At 39.9% G+C, this 7373-nt stretch carries 7 protein-coding genes and 2 tRNA genes; 7 read left to right on the top strand and 2 right to left on the bottom strand.

The window, feature by feature from the left end:
* Positions 1 to 12 precede the first annotated feature (12 nt).
* Positions 13 to 89, top strand: a tRNA-Asp gene (locus tag ACPEH5_RS15485).
* Positions 90 to 97: 8 nt separating this feature from the next.
* Positions 98 to 173: transfer RNA gene (locus ACPEH5_RS15480), tRNA-Trp, on the top strand.
* Between the two features lie 662 nt (positions 174 to 835).
* Here ACPEH5_RS15480 and hdfR read toward each other — a convergent pair.
* Positions 836 to 1693, bottom strand: a complete 858-nt coding sequence (gene hdfR, locus ACPEH5_RS15475; protein ID WP_042845915.1) for an HTH-type transcriptional regulator HdfR — start codon at positions 1691 to 1693, stop codon at positions 836 to 838.
* A gap of 112 nt (positions 1694 to 1805) precedes the next feature.
* Between hdfR and ACPEH5_RS15470 the strand changes: the two genes are divergently transcribed.
* Positions 1806 to 2144, top strand: coding sequence for a DUF413 domain-containing protein (locus tag ACPEH5_RS15470; RefSeq protein WP_042845913.1), 339 nt, complete (start codon positions 1806 to 1808; stop codon positions 2142 to 2144).
* A 77-nt stretch (positions 2145 to 2221) separates the two neighbouring features.
* Here ACPEH5_RS15470 and ACPEH5_RS15465 read toward each other — a convergent pair whose 3' ends face one another.
* Positions 2222 to 3748, bottom strand: a complete 1527-nt coding sequence (locus ACPEH5_RS15465) for a YifB family Mg chelatase-like AAA ATPase (protein WP_129466660.1) — start codon at positions 3746 to 3748, stop codon at positions 2222 to 2224.
* Between the two features lie 485 nt (positions 3749 to 4233).
* Between ACPEH5_RS15465 and ACPEH5_RS15460 the strand changes: the two genes are divergently transcribed.
* The 4 genes from ACPEH5_RS15460 (at position 4234) to ACPEH5_RS15445 (ending at position 7320) form a co-directional block, all read left to right on the top strand.
* Entirely contained in the window at positions 4234 to 4335 is a 102-nt protein-coding gene (locus tag ACPEH5_RS15460) for an IlvGEDA operon leader peptide (RefSeq protein ID WP_071548712.1), read from the top strand.
* A gap of 134 nt (positions 4336 to 4469) precedes the next feature.
* Positions 4470 to 6116, top strand: coding sequence for an acetolactate synthase 2 catalytic subunit (ilvG, locus tag ACPEH5_RS15455; RefSeq protein WP_281110888.1), 1647 nt, complete (start codon positions 4470 to 4472; stop codon positions 6114 to 6116).
* Positions 6113 to 6382, top strand: a complete 270-nt coding sequence (gene ilvM / locus ACPEH5_RS15450) for an acetolactate synthase 2 small subunit (protein WP_042845909.1) — start codon at positions 6113 to 6115, stop codon at positions 6380 to 6382. Before ilvG ends, ilvM begins: the two co-directional genes overlap by 4 nt.
* An 11-nt stretch (positions 6383 to 6393) precedes the next feature.
* Positions 6394 to 7320 carry a branched-chain amino acid transaminase gene (locus ACPEH5_RS15445; protein ID WP_042845908.1) on the top strand — a complete coding sequence of 309 codons (927 nt, stop codon included), beginning with the start codon at positions 6394 to 6396 and terminating at the stop codon, positions 7318 to 7320.
* Positions 7321 to 7373 lie beyond the last annotated feature (53 nt).

Here is a 7373-nt window from a genome sequence, read left to right as displayed (position 1 = left end):
AAAAGAATAAGTGGAGCGGTAGTTCAGTTGGTTAGAATACCTGCCTGTCACGCAGGGGGTCGCGGGTTCGAGTCCCGTCCGTTCCGCCACTTAATTTAGGGGCGTAGTTCAATTGGTAGAGCACCGGTCTCCAAAACCGGGTGTTGGGAGTTCGAGCCTCTCCGCCCCTGCCAGTTACCAATTAAGTAATAATAAAAGAAGTATCTATTGATAACCCGATTACCTTAATCGGGTTTTTCTTTATATACCATCCGGTTGCCACGTAATAACTCCTTTCCATTTATATTAATAATCCCCTTACTAATCCATGAATAGCTCAATACTTCTGACTATTTATTTAATTTTTATTATTTAATTTTTAAACGCAAAAATTATCTACTTACCTATATCATTGTTTAATAATTGTGCTCTTTTGCTGTTTTAGTTAGCTAATCTATTAGTGGCTTAACTAATTATTTACTCTGAAATTTTTATACTGTGCTCACAGATAAAGGTTAAAGTTTCAGTTGAATAAAATCATAGTTATAAGAAGGATAAGTTAGCTAAAGTAGAGGGATGCATGAGTTTTTTTGTTGTTTTAAGATAACTAGTAATCAATAGACTAAAAAACGTTATAAACCATATGCTAATGGACGGTTACATTGCTTTTGGCTTCTGCCATTAATGACCAAGCACTATTATTCTTAACTTTCATTAATGAGCTTTGACATAAATTTGTATTATTCACTAGAAGTGATTAAAGCAACGTTTATTCATATTAACCCTTTAGTTGATACCCGCTAGGCGTTATTAGTAAATACGGGCAGCTCAGCAATAGTATAGAGACGAGTAAAGCTTACTCGTCTTTTGGGTTTTCTTCGGTCAATAGAGCGTTTTTTATTGGTGTTTTAATCAACTGATTAATAAGCGCTTGCTGATCATTTTTTTGTAACCAGACAGCATAGAGAGGTTTACTTATTGAAGTTTCTGAGAGAGTTTTTAAGCCTGGGTATTGATATACCCAATGTGCAGGTAAAAATGCAGCTGAAAGCGATACAGGAAGTAATTGACGGGTAATATGAGCAGAGGTGGTTATCATTACTGGCGTATCATCTTGCGTTAATATGGATTCACTTTTAGGCTGAAAATCGGCCCCCCACTCAAGCTTGATATAATTATATTTTGTTAATGCAACATTTTTTTGTGAAGCCATCAGTTGTAAGTCAATAGTACCAATAATGGTACTTTCGAACTCATCCATTTTGGGCGGTTCAGTTGCAATTAATAAATCTAATTCTCTTGAATGAAGCTGTTTGACTAATGATTGACGTGTAGAAACCCTTGCTTCAAGCCGTAACTCATCGTGTTGACTATAAAGAGCTTCTATCCAGTCTACTAAATAGCCTTCCCAAAGAGATGCTGTTGCACCAATTGAAAGCTCTGTATGTTGTGATGCATGGGATATTTCTTTTTTGGCTTGTAACCATGTATTCATCAATGATTCAGCATATGGAACGAGTCTTTCACCTGCTGCGGTTAAGCGGATATTATTTCTATGGCGGGTAAAGAGACTTGTTCCGAGTTGAGTTTCTAATTGTCGAATACGAAAGCTGACTGCTGATTGTGTCAAATAGAGTGATTCTGCGGCTCTACCGAAGTGCCTAGTTTTACTAACTTCTAAAAAAGTTCTCAATAACTCGCTGTCCACACTCATCTCCAATTTTTTTTGTCGTGATGATTTAAATGTTTTGTTTTACAGATTGCTTATGCTGTCTAATACTCCGCGCCATATAGAGTTTGACTGTAATAAGTTAGGAGTGTGTCAGATGGCAGATAGCTTCATCACGACTAATCGTTTTTTTGATAACAAAAATTACCCACGTGGCTTTTCTCGTCATGGTGATTTCACCATCAAGGAAGCCCAGTTACTAGAACGCCTAGGCCAAGCTTTTAATGAGCTAGATACTGGTAAACGTGCGGCACAGACAGAAGAAGAAAAACTTTTCGTTGCTGTATGTCGCGGCGAGCGTGAACCAGCTACCCCTGAAGAAAAAGTTTGGGCAAAATATTCTAGTCGTATTAACCGTCCAAAACGTTTCCATACTTTATCAGGCGGCAAACCTCAGATAGACCCATCGGAAGACTACACCGATACAGATGATTAATATTGTCATCGTATGTTAAGAGGGACTTCGGTCCCTTTATTTTTATCCGATAATTAATATTCTCTTCTCTACCCCGCTCAGCTTACTTGTTTTTGCAAATGAAGCAATAACTTATCCATTGTCCTGTACCCAAGGGCTTCTAATAAATGTGCCCGTTCTATATGCTCAGATGCATTAAGATCGGCAATGGTCCTAGAAACCCTTAATACCCTGTGCCAAGCCCGAATAGAAAGCCCTAACTTATTTAACGCATGCTCTAAGAATAACGCATCTTTAGCCTTTAGCGGGCAAAATTGTGTGGTTTCTCTCGACGTGAGTAAATTATTTATTTTTCCTGCACGCTCAAGTTGCCTATTTCTAGCCGTGATCACTCTTTGCCTGACTTGTTCACTAGTTTCACCTTGATAATTTTGATTGCTTAATGAGCCGATAGGTAATAATGGTATTTCAATCGAAATATCAAATCTATCTAGAAAAGGGCCTGATATATGCGAAAGATAGCGCAATATGCGGGCGGGAGATGAGCGGCTCATTTCACCTTGGTAGTGACCTGTTGGACTTGGATTAAGTGCAGCAATGAGTTGAAAGTTTGCAGGGTAGCAAACTTTTGCTTTTGCACGAGAAATACTCACTCTTTTTGACTCAAGAGGTTCTCTTAATGAATCAAGGACAGAACGACTGAATTCAGGTAATTCATCTAAAAATAAAATGCCATTATGAGCAAGAGAGATTTCGCCAGGTTTTGGAAGAGAACCCCCGCCGATTAATGCAGCTATTGATGTGCTGTGATGAGGCGTTCTGAAAGGCCTTATAGGCCAATTCACTTTATCACGAGTGGTTTCAGTCAGGCTATATAATGAAGCGACCTCTAGTGCCTCCTGAGGCGTTAATGGAGGCAATAAAGTCATTAACCTGCTGGCTAGCATTGTTTTTCCTGTACCAGGGGGGCCTAGTAGAAGTAAATTATGACCACCTGTGGCGCAAATTTCTAATGCACGTTTTCCTTGTTCTTGCCCAATAATATCATTGATATCACCTTCATATCGAGCCGATGAGGGGGCTTCGTGGATTTGTTGGTTACTGGCTAAGACCTGTTTACCATGTAAGAAGTGGCAAAGTTCTAACAAAGATGTTGCAAAATGGACGCTATTGTCAGCGAGTAAGCTTAATTGGTGCTGATTTTCAATTGAAAGTATTAATACTCGACGTTGTTCTAATGCTGATTGTGCTGCAGGAATGGCACTGTTGACGTAACGTATCAGACCAGATAATGCCAGTTCACCTAAAAACTCATGTTGATTTAATGTTTCATTAGGAATTTGTCCAGATGATGCAAGAATAGCAATTGCAATTGCAAGGTCGTAGCGCCCACTTTCTTTTGGTAAATCTGCAGGCGCTAAATTTACGGTCATTTTTTTAGCGGGATATTCAAACCCACTATTTAGTAAAGCACTTCTTACCCGATCCCTAGCTTCTTTGACGGCGGTTTCAGGGAGACCAACAAGTGTTAGGCCAGGAAGCCCATTACTAATATGAGCTTCAACAGTGACAAGTGGAGCTTCCATGCCAATCGATGCTCTAGTATAAACAATCGCCAATGTCATAAGCCCTCCAATATTATTTGAGTTAACAGAGTAATATTCTGTTGAGAATAAATTGATTTGTAGAGCTGTTTTGTTGTATTTGCGAAGCGGTTCGATAATTTAATTACTTAGTTTCATAGCTGTTTCAGTTTTTTAGAAAACGGCTCGAAATGTTGGTATAACAAAGGTTGCCGTTATTTAATAAAGAATTAAGAATGGAGATACCTTGGATAGGCATCAATAAAACTAATCAATGGGTAGGTGTATTTTTACCTGCTTTTATTTGTGGAGTCTGGATGATGTAGCTGATTGTGCTATCAATTACATTTAATATTACTGTGAAATTACCTTTTTAATGGTTTTTTATTCTTATTTTTATTTAACATTATGATTTTAAAGTAGTTAAATATTTTGAAAATAAATAAATTAAATAAAAGTTGTCAAAGTGATTTTAAAATGATACCTCTTTAATAAAGATAATTAAGAATGTTGAAAAATTAAAACTCATGAACGCATTTATCCAAGCAGTTAGCCTAATTATTATTCGTGTGGTGGTGATTATTATCCCACCGTGCGGGGCTGCACTTGGACGACGAAGGCTAAAATAACAGCCAGATCTCACGAGAACCCCGCACCGAAAGGCGCGGGGTTTTTTTTGACACTAAAGTTTGTTAAAGCAAATAAAATAGATAAAACATAATAAATACAAATAGATAAAAAGTGGACGGACAGGAGATAAAGCATGAACGGAGCACAATGGTTAGTTCAAGCATTGCGAGCACAAGGTGTTGATACGGTATTTGGCTATCCTGGTGGTGCAATTATGCCAGTTTATGATGCGTTATATGACGGTGGTGTGGAACATCTGCTGTGTAGGCATGAACAAGGCGCAGTGATAGCAGCAATAGGTTATGCGCGCTCAACAGGTAAAACTGGTGTGTGTATCGCGACATCAGGGCCTGGGGCAACAAATGTTATTACAGGATTGGCGGATGCTTTGTTAGACTCGGTTCCGGTTGTTGCTATCACTGGTCAAGTTGCCTCTGAGTTTATCGGAACAGATGCTTTTCAGGAAATTGATGTCTTAGGGTTATCTTTGGCCTGTACTAAACATAGCTTTTTAGTTGAAGCGATAGAAGATTTACCTCGCATCCTTGCTGAAGCTTTCGCAATCGCAAATAGTGGACGTCCTGGACCTGTACTGATTGATATTCCGAAAGATATTCAACTACAACATGCTGAACTATCTCCATTCCTAATGCCTGTTGAACAAGAGACGACCTCTCCATTATCTGAAATCCAGCAAGCAAGAGCATTATTACAACAATCCGAAAAACCGATATTGTACATTGGTGGCGGTGTTGGGATGTCTGGAGCTGTTAGTGAATTACGAAAATTTATTGAATTTACAGGTATTCCCTCTGTTGCAACATTGAAGGGCTTAGGTGCTGCACACCCATCTGATGAAAATTATTTGGGGATGTTGGGTATGCATGGCACTAAAGCAGCAAATATTTCCGTACAACGCTGTGATTTACTGATAGCTGTTGGTGCTCGCTTTGATGACCGAGTCACAGGTAAATTAAATACTTTTGCTCCGAATGCTAAAGTCATTCACCTTGACATCGACCACGTTGAGCTGGATAAGCTAAGGCAAACTCACGTTGCATTACATGGTGATGCGAAGGCTTTATTACCTGAACTGGCACTTAAAAAATCAATCGCTCCTTGGCAGCAGGAAGTTCAGCAACTGAAGAAAGAATTTGGTTGGCGTTATGATCACCCTGGAGAGCTCATCTATGCGCCACTCTTATTGAAACAACTATCAGATAAAATGAAGCCAAATACGGTGATTACGACGGATGTCGGACAACACCAAATGTGGTCTGCACAACATATCACCGTCGATGGCCCAGAGAATTTTTTAACATCAAGTGGCTTAGGCACGATGGGGTTTGGTATCCCAGCGGCAATTGGAGCCCAAGTTGCAAGACCTGAAGATGTTGTTGTCTGTGTATCTGGTGATGGTTCTTTTATGATGAATGTCCAAGAACTTGGAACCATTAAACGTAAACAGCTTCCCGTAAAAATTCTGTTAATTGATAACCAACGCTTAGGCATGGTTCGCCAATGGCAAGAACTGTTTTTTGAGCAGCGTTATAGTGAAACTATTTTGACAGATAACCCAGATTTTATCGCATTAGCTAGCGCATTTGGCATTAAAGGCCGACGTATTACTGACAAATCTGAAGTGAATGCTGCCCTTGATGAGCTGTTAAATAGTGAGGGCGCTTATTTATTACAAGTGTCCATTAATGAATTAGAAAATGTCTGGCCATTGGTTCCACCTGGGGCTAGTAATGAAAAAATGATGGAGAAACCATTATGATACAACATCAACTCTCAATATCGGCCCGTTTCCGTCCTGAGGTTTTAGAGCGTATATTAAGGGTCACCCGCCATCGCGGATTTCGTATTAGTGCCATGAATATGGGCCAGTCAATAGATGGCGATAATGTTAACATTAAACTGACCGTAAGTAGTCCGAGGCCGTTAACGCAACTTTGTGCTCAGTTAACTAAGCTCTCAGATATTACGGAAGTTGAAGTACTACAACAAGAATCACGACTATTAAGCACACAAAGTGCAATGTAAGGAATATACAAATGACTAAGAAAGCTGACTTTATTTGGTTTAACGGTGAAATGACGCCATGGGCTGATGCAAAGGTTCATGTAATGTCTCATGCTCTGCACTATGGTACATCTGTGTTTGAAGGCGTCCGTTGCTATGATTCACATAAAGGTCCTGTGGTCTTTCGCCATCGTGAACACATGCAACGTTTGCATGATTCAGCAAAAATTTACCGTATGCCTGTCAGCTATAGCGTTGAAGAATTAATGGAAGCATGTCGTGAGACGCTGCGTAAAAATAACTTAGTCAGTGCGTATATTCGTCCATTAGTATTTATTGGTGATGTCGGCATGGGTGTAAACCCACCAGAAGGCTACAACACCGATGTTATTTTAGCTGCTTTCCCATGGGGTGCCTATTTAGGTGAAGAAGCACTTGATCAAGGTATTGATGCAATGGTGTCTTCTTGGAATCGTGTCGCACCAAATACTATTCCTACAGGTGCAAAAGCGGGTGGTAACTATTTATCATCTTTGTTGGTTGGCAGCGAAGCACGTCGCCATGGCTATCAAGAAGGTATCGCACTAGATGTTCATGGCTATCTGTCAGAAGGTGCGGGTGAAAATATTTTTGAAGTGAAAGACGGTATCTTGTACACCCCACCATTTACCTCTTCAGCTTTACCGGGGATTACGCGTGATGCAATCCTAACACTAGCAAAAGATATGGGCATTGAAGTACGTGAACAGACACTGTCTCGCGAATCACTGTATTTAGCAGATGAAGTCTTTATGACAGGAACCGCAGCAGAAATCACCCCTGTTCGTAGTGTTGATGGCATTCAAGTAGGAATTGGCCGCTGTGGCCCTGTGACGAAAAAAATTCAGCAAGCATTCTTTGGCCTGTTCACTGGAGCAACTGAAGACAAATGGGGCTGGTTAGATCAAGTAAACCCTTAATAACTAAATTGAAATAGATGTTACAGGCGGACGTTCCCCGCCTGTTTTAAACA

The sequence above is a fragment of the Providencia sp. NPDC089933 genome (genome assembly GCF_049545585.1).
Taxonomy (GTDB): domain Bacteria; phylum Pseudomonadota; class Gammaproteobacteria; order Enterobacterales; family Enterobacteriaceae; genus Providencia; species Providencia huashanensis.
Note: the sequence above shows the minus strand (reverse complement) of the source record. Positions and strands in the feature narration are given on the sequence as shown.

What these genes read in the sequence shown, in the direction of transcription:
- ilvG (WP_281110888.1), top strand. Translation starts at nt 4,470, where the DNA reads ATGAACGGAGCACAATGGTTAGTTCAAGCATTGCGAGCACAAGGTGTT.
- ACPEH5_RS15460 (WP_071548712.1), top strand. Translation starts at nt 4,234, where the DNA reads ATGAACGCATTTATCCAAGCAGTTAGCCTAATTATTATTCGTGTGGTG.
- ACPEH5_RS15470 (WP_042845913.1), top strand. Translation starts at nt 1,806, where the DNA reads ATGGCAGATAGCTTCATCACGACTAATCGTTTTTTTGATAACAAAAAT.
- ACPEH5_RS15445 (WP_042845908.1), top strand. Translation starts at nt 6,394, where the DNA reads ATGACTAAGAAAGCTGACTTTATTTGGTTTAACGGTGAAATGACGCCA.
- ACPEH5_RS15465 (WP_129466660.1), bottom strand. Translation starts at nt 3,748, where the DNA reads ATGACATTGGCGATTGTTTATACTAGAGCATCGATTGGCATGGAAGCT.
- hdfR (WP_042845915.1), bottom strand. Translation starts at nt 1,693, where the DNA reads ATGAGTGTGGACAGCGAGTTATTGAGAACTTTTTTAGAAGTTAGTAAA.
- ilvM (WP_042845909.1), top strand. Translation starts at nt 6,113, where the DNA reads ATGATACAACATCAACTCTCAATATCGGCCCGTTTCCGTCCTGAGGTT.